The organism is Mucilaginibacter sp. UYP27, from assembly GCF_040547175.1.
GTDB lineage: Bacteria > Bacteroidota > Bacteroidia > Sphingobacteriales > Sphingobacteriaceae > Mucilaginibacter.
Window position 1 is genome coordinate 67,212 of sequence record NZ_JBEPPE010000009.1, and the last position, 25,639, is coordinate 92,850.

A 25,639-nucleotide genomic window follows, 5' to 3' on the forward strand; every position below is an offset into this window, starting at 1 on the left:
ATAACAGCGCGATTTGCCCCCTAAAAATCCACGCTATACCGCATAGATAGCCTTGCAAACGGGTATCGCTTGTTCACATCTCCATGTTCGTCATATTTTCCACGTAAAAAGAAATAACCCGATTCGCCAACAACCGATAGCTTTTTAGACAAGGCGTACCGCAATTCGCTGTTAACGGTATGCAAATAGTAATGAGATTTATTCCCGTTTACTGTATAAAGAAATGCGCCGCGGTAATCAAAACTTGCAAAAAACCTGTCTTTTACAATTATCCCGGCCCCGCCATTAAAGCTAAAGCCCGACGTATAATCATAATTTCGGCCGTTTGATGAGTAAGTGCTGGGCACCGCCGCCAGCAACACGGGGCCGGTGCCTATATTGGTGTTGACCTTCACTTTTGTACCCAAGTCATATTGAGAGAAAAGGTTTAGCTTAACGCTTTGGCCACCATAAAAGAACGACTCATTACTAATGTAATCATAATTTGCGCTCAGGATAGCCAGGTGTTTAAAGTCTCGGTTTGATTCCAGCTCCCACCCTGCCAGCGAACCGTACACATTTATCGCGTTCACTACCGAACTATCATCCTTACCAACCTCCAGGTTGATCATGATATTACTGAATGGAGTATGGTAATCTTTATAACGGTTACCATAAAAGAGCTTGGCACGGCCAAATATACCTGCCTTTTTATTGCCGCCTTCTGCACCTGTAATGCTATTGAAAGTACGGGCGCCCAGGTCAAACTCGGCAGATACTTGCGATGAATCCCTGTCCTTAGGGTTACCATACACTTTGCCCCATCTACCATCAAGCAAACGGTTCAGGCCATTCATTGGGTTGGCTAAAAAGGCGACAAACTCTTCCATCTGCCTGCCAAAGCCACGGTGGCGGTTGTTTACTATTTTGTTGGAGAGGCGGTAACTCATCTCGCCCAACACGATCCCGCCGAAGCTTGTGTTCACAAAATCGTTGGGCGACGGGTGCTCGTTCTCGCCAAAGGTTTCCCAAAAATAACTGCCCGCAACAGCCGCCGGTGCCGATTGCCAAAAGTTATACCCATTGCTACGAAATGAACTGAAGTATAAACTCCCCTGGTACGGGTGTCCAAATTGGTTGGTACGAAAAATATCTTTATCCCATTGCCAGCTGCCGGGGTTTAAGTTGCGCCAAATGGTTGAGGTGGTTACGTTAGAGTATGGTGCATGCACTACAAACTTACCATAACTAAAGGGTATGGCTTGCGCAAGCCCCCACTCGATGGCGGCGCGGCCAAAGCGTTTTGTCTCGGGTGGTGCGGGTCCAAAAAATGGCGTACGTGCACGCCTTGGTATGGGCTTCGGCAATGTATCAACAATCAACTTGTTGGCATCCTGGGCGGTTTGAGCAATCAGGGTTACGGGGAAACATAACACCACGGCTAAAGCCAGCATGGTGAACTGGTAAGGTAAAAATTTCAATACGCGTGCATTAAAGGGTTAAGTCATCAACAAGATTGTATTACGCAAATGTTAAGGTTAAGGTTATGTGAACTATAATGCATTTTGGTGTAAATGGTTTGCAAAAAAAATATTTTAAGGCCAATATCGTGCCCGTAGCTTTCTGGCGATTATTCTGCAATAGCTATTTTAAGTATGCGAAAGTTTTTTATTTTTGAAGAGGGCAAATTATTTAATTAGTAATACACTAAAGCAATTGGAACCAACCAGAAATATTTTTCGCGATATTGTTGAAATGTCACCTTTCCCGGTGTATGTATGCACGGGCGAAGATATGACCATCACGGTTGCCAATGCCGCTACCCTGAAAGCCTGGGACAGGGACGCATCCGTTATCGGGAAAACTTTTTTTGATGCCCTGCCCGAACTGGAAGATCAACCATTTTTGGGCTACCTGCAAAGCGTTTACCGCACCGGCCAAACATTTGATAGTGGCAGTGAGCGGGTCGATCTTTTAGTGGCAGGCAAACTACAAACCTTTTACTACAAATTCACCTATATGCCCCTGCGCAATGCAGATGGCAATGTATATGGTGTAGCGGCCTTTAATACCGATGTTACTGAACTTGAGCGCGCTAAACAAGCGGTAGAAGAAAGCGAGATGACGCTTTATAACCTGGTGAGGCAGGCACCTATAGGCATCTGCATCATCCGTGCCGAGGACTTGATGATTGAGGTGGTGAACGATACCTACCTTGAGCTGGTTGGTAAAAAACGCAAGGAACTGGAACGCCGCACCATTTGGGATGCCGTGCCCGAGGCCGCGCCCGCCTATGCCCCGGTCATGAACCAGGTTATTACAACTGGCATGGCTTACACGGCAACAGAGGCCGAGGTTACAATGATCCGCAACGGAAAACCAGAGGTGATTTATATAGATTTTGTGTACGAGCCGGTACGCCACTTTGATGGCAGCATAAATTCGATATTAGTTATAGCCATTGATGTTACCGATAAGGTATTGGCCCGCCGTAGCATTGAAGATACTGAAGAACGTGGTCGCCTGGCTATTGAGGCCGCCGAGATAGGCACTTTCGATTTGAATCTACTTACTCAAAACATGGTAACCTCCGAGCGTTTCAACACCATATTTGGATTTGAGAAAGCTGTTGGCCGCCGAAAGTTGATAGACGCTTTTATTCCCGGGGACAGGGAGATTCGCAGCAAGGCGCATGAAGAAGCCCTGAAGACCGGCATACTATTTTACGAAGCGCGAATATCAAACCCCGACGAAACCACCCGCTGGATCCGGGTACAGGGGAAAATTTACTATGATACCGACGAAACGCCTGTACGAATGCTTGGCACTGTGTTAGACATTACCGAGTTTAAACGCCTGCAACAGCAGAAAGACGATTTTATAAGTGTTGCCAGCCACGAGCTTAAAACCCCCATGACGTCACTAAAGGCATCTATCCAGATCCTGGATAAGCTGATAAAAACCAACGGCAACCCCGAAAAGGTGACCCAGTTTATAAGCAAGGCAAATACCAGCCTGTCTAAAATGCAGCACTTGATAGAAACCTTGCTTAATGTATCTAAAATAAGCGCCGGCCAACTGGCACTCAATAAAACCAACTTTAATGTTGCTGAAATGGTTACGGAAAGCTGCGACCATATCCGACTTGCCGGCGAACACGAACTTGTTTTAAAAGGCGATACAACTGTTAATGTTTTTGCCGACAAGAGCAAAATAGAGCAGGTTATAGTAAACTTTGTTAACAACGCGGTTAAATACGCGCCATTATCCAACAAAATAATTGTTGAAATCAAAAAGCGCGAACGCTCTATAAAAATATCCGTACAAGATTTTGGCGAAGGTATAGCCTATGATAAGATCCCCCACTTGTTTGAACGCTATTACCGGGTAGATGCTACCGGCCTGCAATACTCGGGCCTTGGGTTAGGGCTATATATTAGTGCCGAAATTGTGGAGCGCCATGGCGGCAAAATAGGCGTTAACAGCGAAGCCGGCAAAGGCAGCACCTTTTGGTTTAGCATCCCCGTTCCTGAAAATTAATCCCAGATGCCGTTTGCAGCAGTAAGTATAACGGGTTGCCCGCCTGTTACCATAATGGTATGCTCGTGTTGTGCAACAAAACCACCTTTATTACCTACCAGGGTCCATTTATCGGCCTGGGTATTCGCAATGGTCGATGCGGTAGATATAAAAGTTTCGATAGCTACAACCGAGTTTTTCTTAAAACGGGTCACATTCCACTTATCGCAATAATTAGCAATTTCGTGTGGTTCTTCGTGCAGGCTGCGGCCTACGCCATGGCCTGTCAAATTTTTGATAACTGTATAACCTGCTTTTTTTGCTTCAGTTTCTATCAAACGGCCAATTTCGTTGATCTTAACGCCTCCTTTAATACTGCTGATAGCTTTCTGCAAAATTGCTTTTGATGCTTCTACCAGTTTACCGTGGCCGTGGATGTCCTTGCCCAAAACAAAAGAACCGCCATTGTCAGACCAGTAGCCATTCAATTCCGCGGATACATCAATGTTCACCAGGTCGCCTTCTTGTAGTATTTTTTCTGCGGATGGTATCCCGTGCGCAACCTCATTATTCATGCTGATGCACGTCCACCCCGGGAAACCGTAAGTAAGCTTTGGGGCCGATTTCGCACCAAGCCCGTTAAGTACTTCGCCACCAAAATCATCAAGTTGCTTAGCGCTCATGCCGGGTTTGGCATATTGGCGCATTTGCTTAAGCGTATTGGCCACGGCATTACTTACTTTTTCCATCCCCAAACGTTCGGCTTCTGTTGATATTGACATGGTACAAAATTACTAATCCTGATTAACATTTAGCCTTACAACATAACAAGGTAAATTAGCGATGCATTGGCTATCCTTATAAAACCGATATAAATGACCGTACCGCTGGTTTATAATTGGGCTTGCTGCATATTCATCGTAAAATAAAAAGTGGAGCCTTCGTCTTCGCGGCTTTCCACTTCAATTTTAGTTTTGTGGTAGCGTAATAGTTCTGATACCAGGTATAGCCCTATGCCGAAGCCCGATACTGTCTTTATCTTTTCGTTTTTAACCCGATAAAATTTATCAAATAACTTTTGCTGATCTGCCAGGCTTATACCAATACCATCATCTTTCACAAAAACCTTTACCTTATTGCCAAGCTTTACACAGCCAATAACAATTGAGCCACCTTTAGGCGAATATTTGATAGCATTACTAAGTAAATTCATCAGTACCTGCCCTATTTTATCCCTGTCTGCCCGTATAATAATATCCTCGCAGTCCTGTAATTTAACCGTATGGCTCGAAGCTAAAAATTGGGCATCGCCGGCAATTTCCTCTATCAGGTTGTGCAACTCAAACACCTCTTTATTCAGCCGGATTTTCCCTTCCTCCAAACGTGCAAGGCTCAGGAAATCCTGTATCATCAATGTCATCTTTTGGGTTTGTACCTCCGCCCTGGTCAGGGCATTCAGTTTAAAAGCGTTGCCTTCCATTTTCTCTTTTGCCAACAAGATCTGGATATATGATTTTACGGCAGTTAAAGGCGTTTTAAGTTCGTGGCTAACCATCGCTATAAAATCATTCTTTCGTAAATCCTCCTGCTTTTTCTCGGTAATATCAACCACAGTTCCAATGAATCGTTCTGCCTTACCGCCCGCTTCAAAATAAACTTTACCCTGTGCCCTAACCCACCGTGTGCTGCCATCATCAAAACGGATGATCCGTAAAACTATATCGTACTCCCCGCCGTATGCCCCGTCCAGACAATCCTGTATCGCCTGCACCACACGCTCTTTATCGTCCGGGTGCAAGTGTTGCACGTATATTTCAAAAGTTATTTCCTTGTCTAGTGGCAACCCATAAATCTTTTTACATTCATCGCTCCACGTCAAAAGACCAGTTTTAGGTTCCCATTCCCACGTACCTAAATTAACGGATGCAATCACCATTTTCAATTTGGCTTCGCTTTTTTCAAGTTCCTGTAAAATAATATCCCTGCGGATACTTGCTTCATTAAGCTCAGTAATATCGCGCGTAAAGCAACGGGTATGCACAAACTCGCCGTTTTTAGTTAATACATTGGAGTTAATAAGTACATGCTTAATACTGCCATTTTTACATCTAAGTTTTGAAGCGTAATTTTGAAGCGTTTCGTTATTGGTGAGGCGGGTTAAAATATCAGATATCACGTTCTCATCGGTATGAAAATCAGTTATGGAGAAACCTATATATTCATCTTTGGTATAGCCTAACAAATCAAGCTCGGCCTGGTTAGCCCATATTATAATGCCGTTGCCGTCCACCCAGTGTAGTGGCAAAGATGCGTTTTCTACAAAATCGATCAGTTCATCTAACTTGCTTTGCAGTTCCCTTTCTCTTTGTTGGTAGTGGGCGATATTGATAGTAGGATTTGAGGCATCTTTCATTGGTCTTCTAAATTACCTTTATAATACCACTTATAATAACATTTACTTTTAAGAACATAAGCAAGGCATTATTTGCTAAAAGATGACCGGCCAGAAATTATTTTATCGGCATAGTAAAGGTGAAGGTAGTTTCTTCTTCTCGCGAGTGTACCCCTAACATACCACCATGGGCGCGTGCGATTTCTGAAGCGATATAAAGGCCCAGCCCAAGCCCTTCATTACCACACTCATTACCACGTAAAAACGGCCTGAACAGCTTTTCTCTAATAGCATCGGGGGTTGGTTTGCCCGCGTTTGTTACAGTTGCCGGGAACAAGTCCAAAAGCGATCTCATCGCGCGCTGCGCAGGTTATCCACTTATCGTCGGTGACCCGGGCAACCCCCAAAAACCCCATGCCCGTAGTGCGGCAAACTACTTCTGATATAGATGTTATTGCTTCAATGCTGCCTATTGCATCAATATCTGCCTGTATATTCTCCAAAAAGGGTGGGTGGTTTTTTGTTGCAAATGAAAGTATTTCCGCACAACTGCAACGACATTTATAATTTTTGCGCCACAGTAGCGCACATGGTTAATAAAGCGTACCTTTGCAAAATTATTTTCAATGGATAAAGTCCATCGGCGATAACCAATACAATAGCAATACAATGAAAAAGATCGTCGATTACCGCAAACTTTTAAACGTTACCGAAGCTGCCGAGCTGGCCGAATTAAAATCAACCTACCGCAGTTTGATGAAAGAATGGCACCCGGATAAATTTCAGGATAGCGAAGACAGCAAGCACCAGGCCGAAGAAAAAAGCAAGACCATTATTGAGGCTTACCACTTTTTAGTAAGCATAGCGCCCGAAACCCGCGCGCAATCTATAGCGGAATATACCGCTACCACAGGCACATCTGCCATTGTAGATTTTGAATACAAATCACAAGTGTTACGTGTTGATTTTACTGACGGTAACTCTTACGAATACTTTGACGTGCCAAAAGCCGTTTATGTAAAACTGGTTAATGCAGATTCGCCGGGCAGGTTTGCACGCAGGCATATTTATACCGAATACGTTTACCGCAGCACAAGCAAACTGGTAGCCACAGCCTAATTATTTTTTTAGTAATTGTGTTGTATGGATGACATGCAGTATAATCCGGATAATTTAAATTTGTTGGATAATTTTCTGCTGCATTTATGTTTAAAAAAATAGCTTTCGCCTTACTGTTGCTTTTTATCGTATCTGAAAGTTCATCGGCCCAATATACCTGGGCTTTAAAGAGCGATAAGGACGGCATTAAAATATACACCAGCACTGTAACTAATTCAAAGCTTAGGGCTTTAAAGATAGAATGCAGCTACCAAAGTACCCTTACACAGATGGTAGCCGTACTGCTTGACCTTAAAACCCGCCCGCAGTGGATCTATCATACAAAATCGATCCGCCTGGTTAAACAGGTTTCCCCTTCCGAGCTTTTTTATTATTCGGAAATAAGCATACCATGGCCGGCACAAAACCGCGACTTTGTGGCCCACCTGATAACTACGCAAAACGAAGAAACCAAAATAGTAACTTTGGATGGCCCCATTGCCCCTACCATGGTGCCCGAGCGTGATGGGATTGTGAGGGTAAAAAACTCCATCAGCAAATGGCTTATTGTCCCTGTCAATAAAAACGAGGTTAAAGTTGAATATACCATACAGTTGGATCCGGGTGGCGCTATACCTGCCTGGTTAAGCAATATGTTTGCTTCCGATGGGCCTACCGAAAGTTTTAAAGCGCTAAGGCAGCAACTTAAAAAAACGGAATATAAAACCGCCCGCTTGCCGTTTATTAAGAACTACTAATAAATATCCTTTCTCCAGGCAATGTCAATGGATCTTTATCTATGGAGATATAGAGCATTGCTATTTTTCGCTCCTGCAATCGGCATGTAACGCCATAACCAAAACGTTTATAGACGTTAAAAAACATTCCTTGATTTGCTTACAAGTTTCAGGGGTTTGCATACATACGCGCGATTTGGCTTACCGACCTTTGGATCATGGAAATAAAACAAATTGAATTGGGCAGCCAAGGTTTGGTTGTGCCGGTGATGGGCCTGGGCTGTATGGGTATGACGGGTTTTGAAGAAGCACACATGTATGGCCCTGCGGATGAGCAGGAAGCCATTGCGACGATTCACCGTTCGCTTGAGTTGGGTGGTAATTTTTTGGATACTGCAGATCTGTATGGCCCGCTGAAAAATGAGCAGCTCATTGCGAAGGCCATCAGCGGTAAACGCGATAAATATATTTTGGCCACCAAGTTTGGCTGGGAAATAGATGACAACCATAAAGTTACCTGGGCCATCAATGGTAAAAAGGACTATGTAAAAAAATCTTTAGAGCGTTCGCTAAAGAATCTTGATACCGATTACATCGATCTGTATTACCTGCACCGGCTGGACAAAAATACGCCGATCGAAGAAACGGTCGAAGCCATGGCCGAGCTGGTTAAAGAAGGTAAGGTGGGTTACATCGGCCTGTCGGAAGTATCGTCTGAAACGGTTAAGCGGGCGCATGCCGTGCACCCGATCACCGCAGTACAAAGCGAGTTTTCTTTATTTGAACGAACGGTGGAAGAACGCGGCGTGTTAGCAACATTAAATGAGTTGGGTATAGGGTTTGTAGCTTACTCACCATTGGGCCGTGGGTTCTTATCTGGACAGATCAAAATCATCGATGACCTGCCGGAGAACGATTTCCGCAGAGCGATCCCGCGTTTCCAGGGCGAGATGTTTAATAAAAATATTGAATTGGTTAAGGCAATTGAAGCCATGGCTGAAGCGAAGAACGTCACTTCTTCGCAGCTGGCTTTGGCCTGGATCATGAGCAAGGGTATTTTACCGATCCCGGGAACGAAACGCAGAAAGTACCTGGAGCAAAACTTTGCAGCGACTAATATTGAGCTAACGGAGACGGATCTTTCACAACTGGAAAGCATTGTACCTTTGGGTACGGACACGGGCGCAGCTTATGATGAGTTTAGTATGGGCTTAATTGATTAATTTTGTTTATGAACGCTATTAACTCTTTATCAGAATTTCACCGGCTGCTGTCATTGCCCGAACCCCGCCACCCGCTGGTAAGCGTGATCAATTTGGCGGAAAGTGTTTTTTTGGAAGATGAGATCTGGAAAGGTTTTGTAAACCGCTTTTATTGCGTGGCGCTCAAACGCGAAGCCAAAGGCAAGATCAGGTACGGGCAGCAACATTATGATTATGATAAAGGAGTATTGAGTTTTACCGCGCCTAACCAGGTGCAACAACTGGACCTGCAAAATATGGAATGCGGGTCCGGTTATCTCCTGATCTTTCACCCGGACTTCCTATTACAGCATGCTCTGGCGAACAGCATTCATCAGTACGGTTTTTTTGATTACGCGGTTAACGAAGCGCTGCACCTGTCGGCCGGGGAAGAAGATGACCTGATCACGATTCTCCATAGAATCGATAATGAGTGCCGGCATATCGATAAGCACACCCAGGAGATCATTCTGACACAGATCGAGAGCCTGCTAAAATACTCCAACCGCTTTTATGAGCGGCAGTTTTTGACCCGTAAGAATAATAATTCAGCATTACTGACCAGGTTCGAGCAGTTGATAGATGACTACTACTTTAACAACGACGTGCAGGGTTTGCTCACGGTACACTATATTGCTGCGCAGATGAACCTATCGCCGAACTACCTAAGTGACCTGCTTCGGGTTCATACCGGTCAAAACACACAGCAGCACATTCATGAAAAACTGATCGCGAAAGCCAAAGAAAAACTTTCTACGACCAGTCTTTCGGTCAGCGAGATCGCCTATGCCCTGGGCTTTGAGCACGCGCAATCTTTTAGCACGCTTTTCAAAAAGAAGACTAATTTATCGCCGCTTGAGTTTCGTCAGGCTTTTAACTGAATACATCTGTAAAATGGGCCGGCAAATGCGTTATATAGCGGAAACCAAGGTAAAACCAGCGTAAGCTTTACGCAAATATTAACAGGCACCAAGCCCAACACTTTAACAACTGCCCCTAATTGGGGTCTGCCATCAATCAAAGGCAACCTATAATAAAAAGAGGCCGTATCATTTCATCAATGATACGGCCTCTTTTTATTTTTATGCGGATGTTTACATCTTCGGTTTACCGTCGCTGTCTAATTCAACAATTGGGTAACCTAACTTTTGCAGGCCGGGCAATACTTTTGCCTTATCGCCCACTACCAGTATCACCATATTGTCAGTGTTCAGGTATTTGTCGGTAAGCTGTTTAAGCTGGGCCGGGGTAATGGTTTGCAAAATCTTGCTTTGCTCGTCAACATATGTTGGCTTCAGGTTATACTCTTGGATCTCTGAAAGAAACACCGCCTTTTGCCTGTTCGTTTCATAATTACGGGCATCGCTCTGGCCTATTGAGGTTTGGGTAAACTTCAATTCCTCGGGCGTGATACCTGCTTTTTGGTAATCCTTAATCTCCTTGATAAATTCGTACACCGAGCTATCGGTAGCCGTAGCCAGGACACCTGCTGATGCCGTAAAAGTGCCGCCAAATTTACCGGAGTTAAAACCCGAACGCGCGCCGTAGGTCCAGCCTTTTTTCTCGCGCAGGTTAAGGTTGATATGGCTATTGAATGCGCCACCCAAAATATAGTTGGCTATACCCAATTTGTAGTAATCGCCGGTAGCATCGTAGTTTAGCTTATCCAAATACCCTATGCGGATCTCTGACTGGGCAGCACCAGGCACATCAACTATATATAAAGTGGTTTTGTCGAAACCTTTACCTTCGGTTGGGGTTGGTATGCTTACTTTTTTATCAGCCCAGTTGTTCAGGAACGCCAGGTTACCACGTGCTGTGCCCTGGTTAACATCGCCCACAACAACAATTGATGTTTGCGACGGGGTGAAGTATTTGTCGTAATAAGCCTGCACATCCTGTAACGTGATACCCGCAACGGTTTCTTCATTACCACCTGTAGAGTAGGTACGCACATTATCCGTTCCGTAAAGTATTTTGCTGTAAACGGTTGATGCCACACCTGCGGGTTGGGTTTTGGCTTGTTTAAGGCCTTCTATCGTCTGCTTCTTGATCCGGTCCAATGCATCTTGCGTAAACTTAGGGGTAAACAAACGCTCCTGCAGCAAGTTCATGGTTGCAGGCAGGTTTTTAGTTAGGGTTGATACGCTAACGAACATTTCTTCGGCACCTGCGCCAATGCTGATGTTGCTACCCAGTTTATCCAACTCGGAGTTAAATTGCTCGGCAGTGTACTTTTGGGTTTCCTCGTTCATCATACGGCCCACAATGCCTGCTAATCCGGCTTTAGCAGGGTTGCTGATGGCATCTAAACCACCGCCTTTGATCGACATAGAGATAGATACCGTTGGGATCTCACTGTTTTTGGTACCGATCATTTTGATACCGTTCGGTGTAACAGACGACCACATTACCGGCACTTTAATTACAGGGTTTGCACCTGTAGCCGGTTTAGCGGCGCGGTTAAAGTTATCGGTGGCTTTTTTATAGGTTAAGCCGTTGTAACCATAATCAGGGGCTTTGTACCCCGCGGTATTTACGGTATAGTTGTCTGGCGCAGCAGCTGTTAAAGTACCGCCTTTAGGCAACACACTTAATATAACGGCCGGTTTGCCTTTGATGTATTTGTTGTACACGCGCATTACATCATCCTTGGTAACTGCCCTTATATCGGCCAATTCACGGCCTATCTGATTAGGGTTGCCGGTTAAGTATTGGGCTTCTGCAAGTTCAGATACCTTGCCGTTAACACTTGATAAACCATTTACGGCGTTTGCCTCGGCGCTGCCTTTGAAACGGACAAGTGCCTCATCGCTCACGCCTGTCTTTTCAAACTCAACTAACGACTCATCTACCAGTTTTTTAGCATCAGCTAAGGTTTGCCCAGGGAACGGAACTACACGGATGCTGATCTCGCCAGACAATTCGGGACTTGCCGAATTCATGGACGCTTGTGCTGCCTTACGCGTTTTTACAAAGTTTTTGTAAAGGATAGAGTTACGGCCCTGGCCGATTATCTCTGATAGCGCATCTAAAGCTGCTCCGTCTTTATCGTAAGCTTTAACGCCCGGATAACTAATTGATAATAACGGCAGTTTCGCGTAATTATCAGTGTATGACACATACCTGTCCGCGGTTAACACCGGGATAGGGAATGCTGCTTTATTAACAATAGGCCCGCGCGGGATGCTGCCGAAATATTTGCTTACCCATGTCAGTGTCTGCGTGGGATTAAGATCGCCGCCGATGGTGATGGTTGCGTTATTTGGGCCGTACCATCTCAAAAAGAAATTTTTAAGATCGCTTACATTTACTTTGTTCAATTCCTCGATGTACCCAATAGTTAACCACGAATATGGGTGGCCATAGGGGTACATAGCCCTTGCTGCATACTCACCAACTAAACCGTAAGGGCGGTTATCGTAGTTTTGGCCGCGTTCGTTTTTAACGGTTGCGCGCTGCACCTCAAATTTTTGCTGGGTAACGGCATCAAGCAAAAAGCCCATGCGGTCGCTCTCCAGCCACAGCATTTTTTCTAATTGATTGGCAGGTACGGTTTCGTAGTAGTTGGTACGGTCGCGGGTGGTAGATCCGTTTAATGTACCGCCTGCTTCGGTAATAATTTTAAAGTGGTCGCCATTGGCAACATGGTCGCTTCCCTGGAACATCATGTGCTCAAAGAAGTGGGCAAAACCCGATTTACCAATTTCTTCTCGCGCCGAACCTACGTGGTAGGTAATATCCACGTGTACTAATGGGTCTGAGTGGTCTTCGGCCAAAATAACAGTTAACCCGTTAGGAAGCACATACTTCTCGTAAGGAATAACCAGTTCGGTGCCCTTGCGGGTAACCTTTTCGATCAGTTTAGGCTGTACAGCAGTTTGGGCGTTGGTAGTTAGGGCCGCTACCACAAAAACTTGTGCCAGCAAAGCACATTTTAAAGTTTTGTTCATATGATTAATGTTTAGTCAGTATTATTTTCTCCTGATGTTTGAAGCATCCGGCAGGAAAATATAATATTAATGAATTAACGTATGAGTTGATATTATAGCTGTAGATTTTGAAACACTGTAACAGATTTGTGACAATTAATTACCGCTTAACCGGGATGTTTTTAATGACGCCTGCGCCTATCACGATTACAAAGAGCTACCATTTTAGGATTTCAAAATATTACCGTAAAAATTGTTGGCGCTAAACACCAACAACACCTACCACAGGCAATGGAATATGCAAATCGGATAACCTTAAAAGTTATCCGCTTTTTGTTTAAGAAGCTTTTAATGTGAAATAAAAGGTTGAGCCTGCGCCCTCTGTACTATCTACCTTTATCTCACTACCGTGGTACCTCAATATCTCGGATACAAGGTAAAGCCCGATACCAAAACCTGATACCATTTTAATTTCTTCGTCCTTTACCCGGTAAAACTTTTCGAACAGGCGTTTTTTGTCGGTATTGTTTATACCAACGCCCTCGTCCTTTACAAATATTTTTACGTCATCGCCGGTTTTGCTGCAGCCTATCGTGATTGCGCCCCCTTTTGGTGAGTACTTGATGGCGTTGCTTAACAGGTTGATGAGCACCTGCCCTATTTTATCCCTATCTGCTGTTAAATTTATTCCTTTACAATCAACAACTGTAACCTTATGAGTTGTAGTTAAAAACTGCGCATCTTCGGCTATTTCTTCTATCAGGGTGTGAAGTTCAAACTCCTCTTTGGTGATGCGGATCTTGCCCTCTTCCAACCTTGCCAGGCTCAGGAAATCGTGGATCATGGAGGTCATTTTTTTTGCCTGCACATCTGCACGTGTCAGCGCGTTCATACTAAAGCCGGTCTCATCTTTTTTAGCCTGGGCAAGTAAAACTTGAATATAGGTGCGGATAGATGTTAAAGGCGTTTTAAGCTCGTGGCTTACCATGGCTATAAAATCGTTCTTCCTTAATTCTTCCTGCTTCTTTTCGGTTATATCACGGGCTATTTTTGATAGGCCGATGATCTTCCCCTCCGCATTTTTGATGGGCGAAATAGTTAACGACACATTTATCAGTTGGTTGTACTTGGTTACCCTAACGGTTTCGAAATGCTCCACACGTTCGCCGTTTTTAAGCCGCGCCAATATTTGTGGTTCCTCCTCCTGCCTGTCGGCCGGAATTAGTTTAAGGATGGATTGCCCTATCATTTCATCGGCGGTGTAGCCAAACGTCCGCTCTGCCGACCCATTCCAACTGGTGACAATACTATCAAGCGTTTTGCTGATAATTACATCCTCAGACGAATCGATTATAGAGGCAAGCCGTGCGCTTTGCTCGCCAGCTGCCCGCTGTTCCGTAACATCAAGTACAGTACCAATAAACATATTGGGCTGGCGCAAAACATCAAACGTAACCTTGCCCTGCGACCTGATCCAACGCTCGGTCTTATCATCAAACCGAATGATCCTGATCGTTACATCGTAGGTACCATCGCCCGCCGGGTTTAACGCGTCTTGAATTTGCTGTAGCGCAAATTCTTTATCATCCGGGTGAATGTGATCTGTAAAAAACTCAAAATCAACTTTTGCATCTAACGGCAGGCCGTAAATTTCTTTGCATTCTTTAGACCACGTAAGTTCATGTGTAACCGGGTTAAAATCCCAGGTACCTAATTTGGTTGAGTTAATAACCATATTTAACCGGGCTTCAGATTGTTTAAGCCTGGTTAAAATATCCTTAATGTCGCCTTGCGTTAATTTATCGTGCATAAGGTAGATTTGCAATAACAGCACAAGCCCGTTATTAACTGCTAAATAATAATTTTTGAGCAATATAAGTTTTTAAAACTCAAAATAGTTGTAGCGGCAAGGATAGCATTGTAACAAAAAGGCAGGTAAACTTAAAAGGAGTAGCCTTTTGATTGTATGTTGATCGGATCAATAAATTATAACTGCCAGGAACACCACCCATATGGCGATGAAGAAAAACCCGGCAAAAACTTCGTTCTTATATTGCTTGTAAGTTTTGGTAAAAAGGCAATGTAGCACACCCAGCCTAAAAAAATGACAGCCATAATTGGTGCAGCAAATAATCTCATCGTATTTCGTATTAATATCCTATTGATTAAGGCTTTACAAATATACTATTATCTGCCATTCTGCGGAAATATGCGCACTGTTTTTACATAGCGCCCCTGGTAATAGCTATTAAAGGGCGTTTCTGTTACGCCATTGGCTTTACCGGACGTGGAGTGAATAAAAGTCAACTCCCGGCCCGGTGATCTGATAATAATGCCCATGTGGCCAACTACCCTAATGGTGCTATCGGTACCGGTAAAAAGGATCAGGTCGCCGGTTTTGGCATCCTTCAGGTTTACAGGTTTGTCCATATAAGTAAAATCGACCGAGCGGCGGGGCACGGCAATCTTGAAATGGTTAAACACAAATGTGATAAAGCCCGAGCAATCGAAACCTACAGCCGGGTCTATAGATGCATACTTATATGGAATGCCGCGTAATGTATTGGCAAAAGCAAGTAATTCCTCTGGGGTAGTGCTGCCCGTATTAATTCTGGTGAATAGCCCTGCGCTATCCGGCGCAGGTGGCGGCAGGTTATCTTGTTTGGCTACAGCAACACCGGTACCGGTAATTACATAGGTTGGCTTGCGGGCGTCCGAGCAAGAAATTGCGAGAGCGGCCAAAACAATAAGCATCGGGATGTTGCGCATATACAACACACTACATTGTATTGGGCAATAAGTTTTTGTTATTCCGTTAGATACTGGTTGAAGCATTTAACTTCGACTCAAAATGCCGCAAGAATTCTTCTTGCCATACACGCAAGCTGAAAGCTTATAACATTATTGGCCAAGGTTACGCTATCGCTAAACTTCGACCAGTGATGGGTCGCTAATACCATAAAAATTACTTTACATATTATCCAACAATCCTGTTAATTTCATTCCCATTGTTATCATACTCTACATGGAGTATGAGATTACCATTTCCATCCCAATATTTATGAGCGCCATAAAATCTATTATATTTTAAATACAGTTCTTCTTTCATATGCCCATTTTCATAATATTCCATATGTCGGCCGTCAGTATATCCATTTTTACACTCTATTTCGCCTGCCAAATTCCCATTAGCATAAAACTCTTCAATAATGCCCGTAAAAGGCTGATTTTTATAATCATACATATTCCCTCCACCCGCATCAATCCCGGCGTATTGTAAGTCATCATCGTCAAAATTCACTCTTATGATTTCCATTATTTATGAAGGTTACTAAATCTGTTAAATAAAAACAATCGGCACAAGTCTTCATAATTATATCACTTGAACTTTTGGTAACAACATCTCCCACTTCAATCAAAGTTTTTAATTTCGGCCAGTAAATGTAAAGTATTAAGTTCTTATCTAAAACAAAAGCGGATAATTCGAAAGAATTACCCGCCTTTAAAAATGCTATTTATCGCTCATTACAACGTTGCAATATCAATTACAAAACGGTAGCGTACATCGCCTTTAACCATACGTTCGTAAGCTTTAGAAATGTCTTTAATGTCTATCATTTCAATATCTGAAACGATGCCGTTCTCGGCGCAAAAATCAAGCATTTCCTGAGTTTCGGCAATACCGCCGATGCCCGAACCGGCAAGGCTTTTACGGCCACCCAACAAGCTAAACGCGGCTACCTTGGCAGGCTCGGATGGTACACCCACGCAGATCATGGTACCGTTTGTACGTAACAAGCTTAAGTACATGTTAAAGTCGTGCTCGGCGGATACGGTGTCCAATATAAAATCGAACGTACCGGTTGCGGCTTTGATCTGTTCAGGGTCTGAAGTTACCACAAAGTGGTGGGCGCCCAATTTTTTTGCGTCTTCTTCTTTCTTTGGCGAAGTACTTAATACCGTAACTTCAGCCCCAAAGGCAACACCAAATTTAACTGCCATGTGGCCCAGGCCGCCTAAACCTAATACGGCTAATTTGTGGCCTTTGCCAACACCCCAGTGCCTAAGCGGCGAGTAGGTGGTAATACCAGCGCACAATAATGGCGCGGTTGCTGCAAGGTCAAGCTTATCTGAAATGTGCAGTACAAACTCCTCGCGCACAACAATGCTGTTGCTGTAACCACCATAAGTTGGGGTTTTGCCATCGCGCTCGTAGCTGTTGTAAGTTTGGGTATTGCCGCCATCAAGGCAGTATTGTTCAAGGTCCTGCTTGCAGTTTTCGCAAACCTGGCAAGAATCAACCATACAGCCGGTACCGGCAAGGTCGCCTACCTTAAAGTTTTTTACGTGCGCGCCAACCGCGGTAACACGCCCAACAATTTCGTGACCGGGAACCATAGGAAAAATGCCAGGGAACCAGTCATTTTTTATCTGGTGAAGATCTGAGTGGCATACGCCACAGAACAAAATGTCGAATTGCACATCATGAGGGCCAACGTCGCGGCGCTCAAAGCTCCAGGGTGCAAGATCGGTTTGCGGGTCTTGTGCCGCGTATCCTTTTACTGGTATCATGTTTTTTGGTTTTTGTTTTTCGTAATACGAATATGGGCACATTATGCAGCTATTCGTGTAATATTGTTGTAAATAATTATAGCCGGGACTTAGAAAGCTGAGTTCGGCTCTCTCTCTTTCAAAGAGGGCCGGGAGGGGCTCTTAATACCCCGTATTAACCGTTAACTCTTTCCACGTTTCCAGGTCTTGCTTAACGTCGTTCATTTTTTGATAGGCAAGGTCATAGGCATCCTGACCAAGAAACAAGTGCATTGGCGCTTCTGCAGCTTCGGCTACGGTAATGATGGCAGCAACACCTTTTTCAGGGTCGCCGGCTTGCTGTCCGTTAATGTCGCTTTGGTGGGCCGCCTGTACATCGCGTACGGCTTTGTAATCTTCAATCTCGTTTTTTGGTACGCTCAGGGCATCGGGGGCTAAAAAGTTTGTGCGGAAGTACCCCGGAGAAACGATTGTAGCTTTTATCCCGAATGATTTAACCTCGGCAGCTAACGACTCTGTAAAGCCCTGCACCGCGAATTTGGTTGCGCAATAAATACCAAAACCCGGATAGTTGCCGCTAAAACCACCTATAGATGAAATATTAAACACATGCCCGGATTGCTGCCTGCGCAGATGCGGCATCGCCGCGCGGATCACATTTAACGACCCAAATACGTTTACATCAAAGTTAGCACGCGCTTCGGCATCGCTCAGTTCTTCTAAAGCACCTATTATGCCGTAACCCGCATTGTTTACTACAACATCTATCTTACCAAACAAACTAATGGTTTGGCTGATGGCATCGTTTACGCTTTTTTCATCTGTAATATTTACAGCCAGCGGTAAAAAGCTTTCAGACTTACCTACAGCGTTTTCAAGATCGGTTACGCTGCGCGATGTGGCAGCCACGTTATAACCATTGTTTAATAATTGTTTTACAAGGCTTAACCCCAGGCCCTTTGAGGCGCCGGTTACAAACCATACTTTTTGATTGCTCATTGTTTTATGTTTTAATGTTAGATGTTGATAAAATTGTGGCAAAGGCATCCCCTGTCCCCTTTTGGGAAGCATTTGTCATTTTAAAAAATACTTTAAAAAATTAAGCGCTGTACGCCATTGATCTGCTAAGCTCTTCGTTAAAGCGGAACTCTTTTTCCAACTTTTCCAATTGCGCCATGGCGCGGTCGTATGCATCGGCACCCAATAATAAATGCAGGGGCGGGCTTTCATCATAAGCTACGTTAATGATGGCTGTAGCAGCTTTTTCCGGGTCGCCTGCCTGCTGGCCGTGGTAACCCAGGTAACGGTCTAATGATTGACCAACCACCTTGTAATCTTCAATGCGGTTTTTAGCGATAGTAAGCGAGTCCTGCGTTAAAAAGCTGGTGCGGAAAGCGCCGGGGGCTACCACGGTTACCTTTACCCCAAATTCACGCACATCCTCAGCCAATACTGCTGAAAGGCCTTCCACAGCGAACTTAGTAGCAGCATAAACCGACCAGCCGATGCCCGGAGCAAAACCCGCGATAGATGAGATGTTAATGATGTGGCCCGATTGCTGGTAACGCATATAAGGCATAACCATGCGGATTACGTTTAGCGTACCAAATACGTTTACGTCGAAACTGCTACGGCTCTCCTGGTCGGTCAGTTCTTCGATGCTACCGCCAATGCCGTAACCTGCATTGTTGATCACCACATCTATGCGGCCAAAAGCTTTTTTAGTTTGATGCATAGCGCAGCCCACGCTATCTTCATTGGCAAGGTCAACCTCAATGGGCAAAAAATTGTCGGCGGTTGAGCCGACAGCAATTACCAGTTCGGCAAGGTGGCGGGATGTTGCGGCAACATTTTGCCCTGCTGCCAGCAGTTGCTTTACCAGGCTAAGGCCTAAACCCTTTGAAGCGCCGGTGATGAACCATGTTTTAATTTTGTTTTCCATTTTGATGATGATTTGATAAAACAAAAGTACATCAGCAAAACAGGCAAGCGTTTACATCATTCAAACCAATACTTACAAAATTCAAACAACCCGGTAAGAAGATGGGGTTGAACTGGTTTGTTTTTTAAAAAAATTATTGAAATGGGCGGGTTCTTCAAAGCCCAGGCTGTAGCTAATTTCTGATACATTCCAGTTGGTGTGCCTTAATAAGGCCTTTGCTTCGCTGGTTAGGCGTTCAAAAATATGGTCGGTAGTGGTTTTACCCGTGGTTACCCGGATAGCCCTGTTGAGGTGGTTTACGTGCACAGATAACCTATCGGCAAAATCCTTAGCCGACCGCAAGTTAAAACGCTGCGACGGCGTTTCTATCGGGAACTGGCGCTCCAGCAGTTCGGTGAATATAGATGTTATGCGCGAGTTGGCATCCGGGTGCTGGTAAATGGTTTCCTGTGGTTGTAGCTTAAGGGCATAGTGCATCAGTTCGGTAACATAGTTGCGCAACAGGTCGTACTTAAAGCGGTAATCTGAATTGATCTCGTCAAGCATCTTTTTAAAGATCTGGGTAGCGTACTCGTCCTGCTCACTGTTAAGGGTGTAGGTGGGTTTGCCATTTAAGCCAAACATAGGCAGTTCGTGCACATTAGTGCGCAGGGTTTCTGTAAAAAACGATTCTTTAAAAATACAGAAGGACCCGGTTTGGTCGTTACTTTTATGCTCGAAGGTATAGGGCACGTTAGGATTAAAAAAGATGAGCGTAGTGCCATCTACCTCAATACTCTTATCGGCATAGTGCACCACGTGCTTACCGCGGATAAGGCTGATCTTATAAAAATCGCGGCGGGTGTACACAATTGGCTTGGCGCCGGGGGCATAACAATCCTCTAAACGGAAAACATTGAAGTGGCCGATATCCTGGCCCAGGTTATCCGGCAGGTAATTAAACTTCTGTTTGTAGAAATCTTCTATTGTTTCTGTAGTTGCCATAAGGCAAAGTTACACAATTCAAACCAAATGCAAACTTTTATCGGAGGTGTCTCACCCTGTCCCACTCTGTACCGTTTTTTAACAAATGCGACATCCATGTGAAAACACATAAGTAACTTTATAACAAATGATCGTAGCGTTTATTTAAAGTATTAGCTGATAAAACCTTCGTGCATCAAAAAACACAAAATGCTTATATACAGATACTTGTAATTTAGAAATTACACATGAATAAAAAAGTGGGACACCTGATACTACGCGTGCATAGTTCCTTCTATTAGCGTGCCGTAAAAGTCTGTAACGCTCATGCCCATAGCCCTTACCTGTTGCGGTATCAGGCTGTTGGCGCTTTGGCCCGGCGTGGTGTTCACTTCAATGAAGTAGAACTCTTGCGTACCCTCCAGCAATATAAAGTCTACACGTACCATACCACGGCAATTCAAGCGAAGATAGACCTGGGTAACTATTTCGGCTATCTCGTGGTTCTTGGACTCGGGCAGGTCGGCAGGGGTAATTTCTTCGGACACACCGGGCGTGTATTTGGCTTCGTAATCAAAAAAGTCTTTAGAACTGATGATCTCTGTAGCGGGCAGCACCACTATTTTGCCGTGTAGCCTGGCAATCCCAATGCTAAACTCTCGGCCTTTAATAAATTCTTCAATTAATACTTGCGGGTCTTCCTTAAAGGCCTTTTGGATAGCCTCGTGCAGGCCGCCAACATTATAAACCTTGCTCATGCCCACGCTGCTCCCGCCATTATTTGGCTTGATGAACAGCGGGAACTTCAGTGCAGAAGCGATGGTTGCCGTATCATGGTCGTCCTTTTGATGCAATTGGATAGATTTGGCGGTGTGCAAACCGTGAATGCCGTTCACAATAGCCTTGGTGTAGGCCTTGTTCATGGTGATGGCCGATGTGGTAGCATCGCAGGTGTTATACGGGATACTCACAAGGTCAAAATAGCTTTGCAGCTTGCCATCTTCGCCCGGCGTACCGTGCACGGTAATAAACGCGAAACCGAACTTTATTTTTTCCCCGTTTAGGGTAAGGCTAAAATCGTTTTTATCAATATCGATGGCCCGGCCATCGGTTTCGTAAACCCAGTTATGGCGGTTTATCAGTATGGTATAAACCCTGTATTTGGTGGCATCTAAGCTGGCGGCAATGTTTTTGGCGCTGTTGATAGATACTTCGTACTCGCCGGTAAAGCCACCGGCCAAAAGGGCTACGTTTATGGTTTTCATGATAGCCAAAGATAGTTTTTGAATTTGAATGTGAGGATATGCCCGCAAAAATTTTGTGCGGTGCTCACTTGGCTTATTTACAGCTATCACAATCGCAAACCTACATTACCCGCACATCAATAACCTACTAGTGCAAACGCGTTGGAATGCTAAAATAAAAAGTTGCGCCGTTACCTATCTCACTTTGCACCCAAATCTTACCGCCATGGCGGGTAATTATCTCGTCGCAAAGATATAAGCCAATACCAAAGCCGTTTATATGCGCCATTGCCTTACTTTCCACGCGATAAAAGCGGCCGAACAAATGCTTTTGATCCTCCTCACTAATACCCATCCCCCGGTCTTTAACGCTCACTTGTACATCATTACCAATAGATACGCAGGCTATATTTATAGTGCTCCCAATTGGTGAGTATTTAACCGCATTACCAATCAAATTATTAATCACCTGGCCTATCTTATCTTGGTCTGCCTCGGTTTGCGTTGGCTCTACAGGTGCAAAAACTATGTTATGGGTTGAAATAGTCGCGGTAGATTCCTCCTCCATTTCCCTGATTAGATCGGCCATATCAAAAGGTTGTTTGTCCAATGGGATCTTGCCGGTTTCGAGGCGCTTCATATTCAAGAACCCGTCTATCATCGTATTCATTTTCCAGACTTGCTTGTTCGCTTTGTCCAAAACCCCTGTGGCAAATGTGTCGTCTTTCTTCTTGGCAACCATGTGCAGCATTTGGATATAGCCGTTCATGGACGTTAGCGGAGTTTTAAGTTCGTGGCTTACCATGCTTATAAAATCATTTTTACGCTGGTCGTCCTCTTTCTGCTCGGTAACATCCATAATCGTACCCGAAAAATATGACGCCCTGCTATTCCGGGCCGGGTTAAGTTTTCCCGTCGCCCTTACCCACCGTAACTTATTGGTTCTAAATTCTATGATGGGATACGTTATGTCATAGGGTTTACCGTTGGCGATGGCTATATCTACTTCCGTCGTTACCCGTTCGCGATAGTCTTCCTGTATTTGATTAACCGCAGCTTCGTAAGGCATTTCTTCATCAGGCCCATAGCCAAAAAATTCTTTTAAACGCACCGATGGTACAAAATCCCTTGTAACCGCATCCATATACCAAATGCCAAGTTTTGCCTGTTCAATAGCGATATCTTTCAATTCTTCACTTTCTTCGAGTTTCGTCTTAGCTAATACCAGGCTATCCTGAATTTCTTTCAATTCGTCATTTGTTGAAATTAATTCTTCATTTGAAGCCATAATTTCTTCATTAGTGGCAGACAGCTGCTGATTTAGGTCCTCTATCTCCCTGCGAATGTTCACCTGCTCGGTAACATCCATAACCACTCCAGAAAACATGGTGTAATTTCCTTTTTCATCCTGCGCAATCTTACCTATAGATCTTAGCCATATCACCTCATTATCATTAAACCGCCGCTGGGTATAAGTAATATCATAATCATCACCGCTTGAGATCGCTTTGTTGATCTCCACAGTGATTTTTTCTCTGTATTCCTCCGTTACCTGCCCTATAGCTTGCTCATAAGTCATTTTTTGGGGGCCGTTGTAACCAAAAATAATTTTTACCTTGTTGTTATATTCCAGGCCTTTGGTCACCGGGTCAATAAACCACGATCCTAAATTTGCTGCATCTACAGCAAGGCGCAACCTTTCTTCGGCAGCGTTTATTTTATGGCGGGCAAGTACCCTGTCAGTAACTTCGGTGGCAACAACCATTATAGCTGTAGCCTGGCCCGAGTTATCTTTTAACGGGTGATACACCAGGTCGAAATAAGCATCTGCTGGCTCACCGTTTCTAACCAGCCTTGCATAAAAATCATTCCCATAAAATGGCTGGCCGCTGCTCAAAACACCATTCAGGATCTCTAAAAAAGGCTGCCCTTCCAGTTCGGGCAGGGCTATATGCAATGCCTTACCAATCAGCTCATCTGTTTTACCCCAAAGTTCAATTAACTTGTTATTGGCAGATTCTACAATAAATTGAGGGCCTTTTAAAACACCAATGCCTACGGGCGCATCGGCTATCATATATTTCAGCTTGGCTTCGCTAACAATAATCTTTTTTACATTTTCTTGCAGGCTGGCTTGTGTATTTACCAACTGCTCGTTAGCGGTTAGCAATTCTTCATTAATGGCAGCCGCTTCCTCAATCGCGGTTTGCAGCTTAGCTGTTTCTTGGATAGCAGAGAGCCTGAGCTCTATCTCGTCCATTACAATTTTAGCCAATCCTTCTAAAACCTTTTCATCCTCTGTTGTGAACGGGCGTGGTGTTTTATCAATTACACATAAAGTGCCTATCCTGAAACCGTCATGAGTGATTAGGGGCGCACCCGCGTAAAATTTAAGGCCGAACGAGCCTGCTACGTTGGGGTTAGTTAACAGGCAGGGTTCATCGGGCGCGTTTTCAAAAACGGTTACATCTTGTTTTAAAACCGCAAGGGAACAAAGGCTAATCCCCCTTGAGGTTAATTTTGCTTTGCCCATACCGATATTGGCTTTAAAATAAACCTGATTGGCATCTACCAATGAAACCAAAGATATGGGTACCTTAAAAATCTGGGCTGCTAACCGTGCTACATTGTCAAATGCATTTTCGGGTGGAGTATCCAGGATCTGGTAACGCCTTAGCGCAGAAATACGCTGTTCATCATTGTCGGGAATTATATTCTTCCCAAACGTATTTTCCATCGATATATATTAATTAGGAACCGCTAATTTATGCAGTTTAACATTGATAATATGAAAAACAATGTTAATGCGAATTAGTTTGCCGAAAAGTGAATGAACAGCACATACCAAAGGCATCTATCTTACCTAAATCCGAAATCGAAAATCCGAAATCGGAAATTATTAGCTATGTTTGAAGTTAATTTTCCTACAGAAAAACATGAGTAATTTTTGGGCTTATTTAAAAACCAGGCAATTCAGAAACACTATATTATTGGTTATAGCCACGGTTATCAGCATCGTGCTGATCGCCTTTTTCAGCCTTAGCTCGTACACCCGACACGGCCAGGGCATCCCTGTCCCAAAGCTTAAAGGGCTTAATGTTGATAGGGCTATGGAGCTGCTTAAAGAGCAGGGGTTCAGCTTTAAGATCGATTCGGTTTACGTGCCCGACCAAGCCCCCGGTACTATTGTGGAACAAGACCCTGATGCCGGCACCAACGTTAAAGAGAACCGCACCATATATCTTACGATGGTTACCCAACTGGCGCCACCTGTGTCCCTGCCGGATCTGACTACCGAACAAAGCATTTACCGCGAGGCGGTGGCTATATTATCTAATTACGGCTTAAAAGTTGGCGACACCACCTATCGGTCTGACATTGCGCGCGACCGTGTACTGGAGGTACGTTTTGGCGGGCAGATCATAAAACCGGGCACCAAAATACCAAAAGGCTCTAAGCTTGACCTGGTGCTGGGTAACGGCGAAGGCGCAAGCGAGGTTGAGATACCGGAATTGCTGAACCTTGACCTTGATGCGGCGAAATTCGCTATCAAGGGCGCGGGGTTAACTATCGGTACCATCACTTACGAGGGCTCTATAAGCGACTCTACCAACGTATTGGTAGTTTCGCAATCGCCAATGCACAGCGATTCGTTAAGTAAAACCAGCATCGGCACACGAATCAATTTAACCGTATCGCAAGGTAAAGCAGACAATGCCCCAACAAATTAACGCGGCACAATTACAGGAGCGTTTACGGGCCGGCGAAACTTTAAACCTGCTTGATGTTAGGGAAGCTATGGAATACCATACCTTTAATATTGGCGGGCAAAATATCCCGGTAAACAAGTTAGAACAGAACATTAATAGCACAGGCTACAACAAAACCGACGAGATAATCGTTATTTGCAGTGCAGGTATCAGGAGCCAAACAGCGCAAGCCATTTTAACCGAAAACGGGTTTAACAACGTGCTAAATCTTACAGGCGGCCTTAAAGCTCTGCAAAAACTAAATATTAACAACACATCTTCCTAAACATAG

21 protein-coding genes are annotated in these 25,639 nt (G+C 44.4%); 7 read left to right on the forward strand and 14 right to left on the reverse strand.

Annotated features, from left to right (window positions below):
* Positions 1-20 precede the first annotated feature (20 nt).
* Complete coding sequence (locus ABIB39_RS19965; RefSeq protein WP_354431945.1) at positions 21-1,460, reverse strand: DUF3943 domain-containing protein; 1,440 nt, start codon at positions 1,458-1,460, stop codon at positions 21-23.
* Between the two features lie 235 nt (positions 1,461-1,695).
* Here ABIB39_RS19965 and ABIB39_RS19970 point away from each other — a divergent pair, with 235 nt between their 5' ends.
* The gene (locus tag ABIB39_RS19970; RefSeq protein ID WP_354431946.1) at positions 1,696-3,519 is read left to right on the forward strand and encodes a PAS domain-containing sensor histidine kinase; all 1,824 of its coding nucleotides are present in this window, start codon (positions 1,696-1,698) and stop codon (positions 3,517-3,519) included.
* Here the strand turns inward: ABIB39_RS19970 and map are convergent.
* The 3 genes from map to ABIB39_RS19985 all read right to left on the reverse strand — a co-directional run bounded on the left by map (position 3,516) and on the right by ABIB39_RS19985 (position 6,245).
* Positions 3,516-4,280, reverse strand: a complete 765-nt coding sequence (gene map / locus ABIB39_RS19975; RefSeq protein WP_354431947.1) for a type I methionyl aminopeptidase — start codon at positions 4,278-4,280, stop codon at positions 3,516-3,518. The two genes, ABIB39_RS19970 and map, sit on opposite strands and share 4 nt — an antisense overlap.
* A 110-nt stretch (positions 4,281-4,390) precedes the next feature.
* Positions 4,391-5,911, reverse strand: a complete 1,521-nt coding sequence (locus ABIB39_RS19980) for a PAS domain-containing sensor histidine kinase (protein WP_354431948.1) — start codon at positions 5,909-5,911, stop codon at positions 4,391-4,393.
* Positions 5,912-6,008: 97 nt separating this feature from the next.
* Complete coding sequence (locus ABIB39_RS19985) at positions 6,009-6,245, reverse strand: sensor histidine kinase (protein WP_354431949.1); 237 nt, start codon at positions 6,243-6,245, stop codon at positions 6,009-6,011.
* A gap of 314 nt (positions 6,246-6,559) precedes the next feature.
* On the opposite strand from ABIB39_RS19985, the gene ABIB39_RS19990 reads away from it, so the two are divergent.
* The 4 genes from ABIB39_RS19990 to ABIB39_RS20005 all read left to right on the forward strand — a co-directional run bounded on the left by ABIB39_RS19990 (position 6,560) and on the right by ABIB39_RS20005 (position 9,847).
* Positions 6,560-7,009 carry a KTSC domain-containing protein gene (locus ABIB39_RS19990; protein WP_354431950.1) on the forward strand — a complete coding sequence of 150 codons (450 nt, stop codon included), beginning with the start codon at positions 6,560-6,562 and terminating at the stop codon, positions 7,007-7,009.
* Positions 7,010-7,095: 86 nt separating this feature from the next.
* Positions 7,096-7,746 (forward strand): START domain-containing protein, encoded by a 651-nt coding sequence (locus ABIB39_RS19995; protein WP_354431951.1) that lies wholly within the window; start codon positions 7,096-7,098, stop codon positions 7,744-7,746.
* A 197-nt stretch (positions 7,747-7,943) separates the two neighbouring features.
* Complete coding sequence (locus tag ABIB39_RS20000) at positions 7,944-8,948, forward strand: aldo/keto reductase (RefSeq protein ID WP_354431952.1); 1,005 nt, start codon at positions 7,944-7,946, stop codon at positions 8,946-8,948.
* A gap of 8 nt (positions 8,949-8,956) precedes the next feature.
* The gene (locus ABIB39_RS20005) at positions 8,957-9,847 is read left to right on the forward strand and encodes a helix-turn-helix domain-containing protein (RefSeq protein ID WP_354431972.1); all 891 of its coding nucleotides are present in this window, start codon (positions 8,957-8,959) and stop codon (positions 9,845-9,847) included.
* 213 nt (positions 9,848-10,060) lie between these two features.
* On the opposite strand, the gene ABIB39_RS20010 is transcribed toward ABIB39_RS20005, so the two are convergent.
* The 10 genes from ABIB39_RS20010 to ABIB39_RS20055 form a co-directional block, all read right to left on the reverse strand.
* Positions 10,061-12,919, reverse strand: a complete 2,859-nt coding sequence (locus tag ABIB39_RS20010) for a M16 family metallopeptidase (RefSeq protein ID WP_354431953.1) — start codon at positions 12,917-12,919, stop codon at positions 10,061-10,063.
* Positions 12,920-13,235: 316 nt separating this feature from the next.
* The gene (locus ABIB39_RS20015) at positions 13,236-14,708 is read right to left on the reverse strand and encodes a PAS domain S-box protein (protein WP_354431954.1); all 1,473 of its coding nucleotides are present in this window, start codon (positions 14,706-14,708) and stop codon (positions 13,236-13,238) included.
* 377 nt (positions 14,709-15,085) lie between these two features.
* Complete coding sequence (locus ABIB39_RS20020; protein WP_354431955.1) at positions 15,086-15,667, reverse strand: C40 family peptidase; 582 nt, start codon at positions 15,665-15,667, stop codon at positions 15,086-15,088.
* 208 nt (positions 15,668-15,875) lie between these two features.
* Positions 15,876-16,214 carry a toxin-antitoxin system YwqK family antitoxin gene (locus tag ABIB39_RS20025; RefSeq protein ID WP_354431956.1) on the reverse strand — a complete coding sequence of 113 codons (339 nt, stop codon included), beginning with the start codon at positions 16,212-16,214 and terminating at the stop codon, positions 15,876-15,878.
* Between the two features lie 209 nt (positions 16,215-16,423).
* A complete protein-coding gene (locus ABIB39_RS20030) occupies positions 16,424-17,470 on the reverse strand; it encodes an NAD(P)-dependent alcohol dehydrogenase (RefSeq protein WP_354431957.1) in 1,047 nt (348 codons plus the stop codon).
* Positions 17,471-17,611: 141 nt separating this feature from the next.
* The gene (locus ABIB39_RS20035; RefSeq protein WP_354431958.1) at positions 17,612-18,448 is read right to left on the reverse strand and encodes an SDR family NAD(P)-dependent oxidoreductase; all 837 of its coding nucleotides are present in this window, start codon (positions 18,446-18,448) and stop codon (positions 17,612-17,614) included.
* 100 nt (positions 18,449-18,548) lie between these two features.
* Positions 18,549-19,391: an SDR family NAD(P)-dependent oxidoreductase gene (locus ABIB39_RS20040; RefSeq protein ID WP_354431959.1), complete on the reverse strand. Its 843-nt coding sequence runs from the start codon at positions 19,389-19,391 to the stop codon at positions 18,549-18,551.
* Positions 19,392-19,472: 81 nt separating this feature from the next.
* The gene (locus ABIB39_RS20045; protein WP_354431960.1) at positions 19,473-20,375 is read right to left on the reverse strand and encodes a helix-turn-helix domain-containing protein; all 903 of its coding nucleotides are present in this window, start codon (positions 20,373-20,375) and stop codon (positions 19,473-19,475) included.
* Between the two features lie 254 nt (positions 20,376-20,629).
* Positions 20,630-21,619 (reverse strand): D-alanine--D-alanine ligase, encoded by a 990-nt coding sequence (locus ABIB39_RS20050; RefSeq protein ID WP_354431961.1) that lies wholly within the window; start codon positions 21,617-21,619, stop codon positions 20,630-20,632.
* Between the two features lie 127 nt (positions 21,620-21,746).
* Positions 21,747-24,335, reverse strand: coding sequence for an ATP-binding protein (locus ABIB39_RS20055; RefSeq protein WP_354431962.1), 2,589 nt, complete (start codon positions 24,333-24,335; stop codon positions 21,747-21,749).
* A 199-nt stretch (positions 24,336-24,534) separates the two neighbouring features.
* On the opposite strand from ABIB39_RS20055, the gene ABIB39_RS20060 reads away from it, so the two are divergent.
* Entirely contained in the window at positions 24,535-25,329 is a 795-nt protein-coding gene (locus ABIB39_RS20060; RefSeq protein ID WP_354431963.1) for a PASTA domain-containing protein, read from the forward strand.
* The gene (locus tag ABIB39_RS20065; protein ID WP_354431964.1) at positions 25,313-25,633 is read left to right on the forward strand and encodes a rhodanese-like domain-containing protein; all 321 of its coding nucleotides are present in this window, start codon (positions 25,313-25,315) and stop codon (positions 25,631-25,633) included. The genes ABIB39_RS20060 and ABIB39_RS20065 overlap by 17 nt, the downstream gene beginning before the upstream one ends.
* Positions 25,634-25,639 lie beyond the last annotated feature (6 nt).

Bases quoted from the DNA above. Each gene is read 5' to 3' on its own strand.
- map (WP_354431947.1), bottom strand. From the start codon at position 4,280: ATGTCAATATCAACAGAAGCCGAACGTTTGGGGATGGAAAAAGTAAGT.
- ABIB39_RS19980 (WP_354431948.1), bottom strand. From the start codon at position 5,911: ATGAAAGATGCCTCAAATCCTACTATCAATATCGCCCACTACCAACAA.
- ABIB39_RS19985 (WP_354431949.1), bottom strand. From the start codon at position 6,245: ATGAGATCGCTTTTGGACTTGTTCCCGGCAACTGTAACAAACGCGGGC.
- ABIB39_RS19990 (WP_354431950.1), top strand. From the start codon at position 6,560: ATGAAAAAGATCGTCGATTACCGCAAACTTTTAAACGTTACCGAAGCT.
- ABIB39_RS19995 (WP_354431951.1), top strand. From the start codon at position 7,096: ATGTTTAAAAAAATAGCTTTCGCCTTACTGTTGCTTTTTATCGTATCT.
- ABIB39_RS20000 (WP_354431952.1), top strand. From the start codon at position 7,944: ATGGAAATAAAACAAATTGAATTGGGCAGCCAAGGTTTGGTTGTGCCG.
- ABIB39_RS20005 (WP_354431972.1), top strand. From the start codon at position 8,957: ATGAACGCTATTAACTCTTTATCAGAATTTCACCGGCTGCTGTCATTG.
- ABIB39_RS20010 (WP_354431953.1), bottom strand. From the start codon at position 12,919: ATGAACAAAACTTTAAAATGTGCTTTGCTGGCACAAGTTTTTGTGGTA.
- ABIB39_RS20015 (WP_354431954.1), bottom strand. From the start codon at position 14,708: ATGCACGATAAATTAACGCAAGGCGACATTAAGGATATTTTAACCAGG.
- ABIB39_RS20020 (WP_354431955.1), bottom strand. From the start codon at position 15,667: ATGCGCAACATCCCGATGCTTATTGTTTTGGCCGCTCTCGCAATTTCT.
- ABIB39_RS20025 (WP_354431956.1), bottom strand. From the start codon at position 16,214: ATGGAAATCATAAGAGTGAATTTTGACGATGATGACTTACAATACGCC.
- ABIB39_RS20030 (WP_354431957.1), bottom strand. From the start codon at position 17,470: ATGATACCAGTAAAAGGATACGCGGCACAAGACCCGCAAACCGATCTT.
- ABIB39_RS20035 (WP_354431958.1), bottom strand. From the start codon at position 18,448: ATGAGCAATCAAAAAGTATGGTTTGTAACCGGCGCCTCAAAGGGCCTG.
- ABIB39_RS20040 (WP_354431959.1), bottom strand. From the start codon at position 19,391: ATGGAAAACAAAATTAAAACATGGTTCATCACCGGCGCTTCAAAGGGT.
- ABIB39_RS20045 (WP_354431960.1), bottom strand. From the start codon at position 20,375: ATGGCAACTACAGAAACAATAGAAGATTTCTACAAACAGAAGTTTAAT.
- ABIB39_RS20050 (WP_354431961.1), bottom strand. From the start codon at position 21,619: ATGAAAACCATAAACGTAGCCCTTTTGGCCGGTGGCTTTACCGGCGAG.
- ABIB39_RS20055 (WP_354431962.1), bottom strand. From the start codon at position 24,335: ATGGAAAATACGTTTGGGAAGAATATAATTCCCGACAATGATGAACAG.
- ABIB39_RS20060 (WP_354431963.1), top strand. From the start codon at position 24,535: ATGAGTAATTTTTGGGCTTATTTAAAAACCAGGCAATTCAGAAACACT.
- ABIB39_RS20065 (WP_354431964.1), top strand. From the start codon at position 25,313: ATGCCCCAACAAATTAACGCGGCACAATTACAGGAGCGTTTACGGGCC.